The sequence below is a fragment of the Salinisphaera sp. G21_0 genome, assembly GCF_017744115.1.
Lineage (GTDB): Bacteria > Pseudomonadota > Gammaproteobacteria > Pseudomonadales > Endozoicomonadaceae > Endozoicomonas.
On the sequence record NZ_JAGHQW010000231.1, the window covers coordinates 1 to 665 of the forward strand.

Consider the following 665-nt stretch of genomic DNA (forward strand, 5'->3'; position numbering starts at 1 on the left):
GATGAATCATCATCACTATCACCCCCGCCTCCCTTATTCTTCTCATGCTCTGCCAGTTCGTAAACTTCATAACCTATCCAACCGGCAACACCGAGTGCCACCGCTGCAGCAGCGACCATAAGTAATCCTTCTGCTGCTCCGGCCGCGAGTCCGGCACCCAATACTTGGGCAATACCGGCCATCAGGCCGGATGCAGATAATCCAATAACGCCTTCTTGAAGTATCCTATTTACGGCCTTGTCATACTGTTCATCGGTGAGACAACGGCCCCAGCCAGTCACGCCTCTTTTACGACGACACGCGTGTTGTTTTATTTTGCCACCGTCTTTGCCATGATTGCCGATATCGGTCCAGTCGTCGCCACCGGGCCCATGTTTTGGCGGGTCGGGTAACTTGGCCATCAAATCCTTAACATTCATTGTGAGCCCATCACCCAAGGAACTCAGAACATCGGTGTCTGACATAAACGCATCTAATGCATCCTCAATGCTGGCCGCTGCATCTTCCGCCGCCGCTTCGCCCCCTTTCGAGATCAGTCTTTTTATAAATGCGCCGCTAGCCACCGTACCTAACGCTCCGCCGATGCTACCCACCGCAATTCCGGCCTTGGTTCCCGCACTTAACCCTTGATCGGTGCCACCGGAAGGCTGGCCACCGGACGATTG

The 665-nt window shown here is 54.3% G+C and carries 1 pseudogene; it reads right to left on the bottom strand.

Going from position 1 to position 665, the window contains the following annotated elements:
* Positions 1–665: pseudogene (locus tag J7439_RS25810) on the bottom strand (hypothetical protein); the annotation flags it as partial.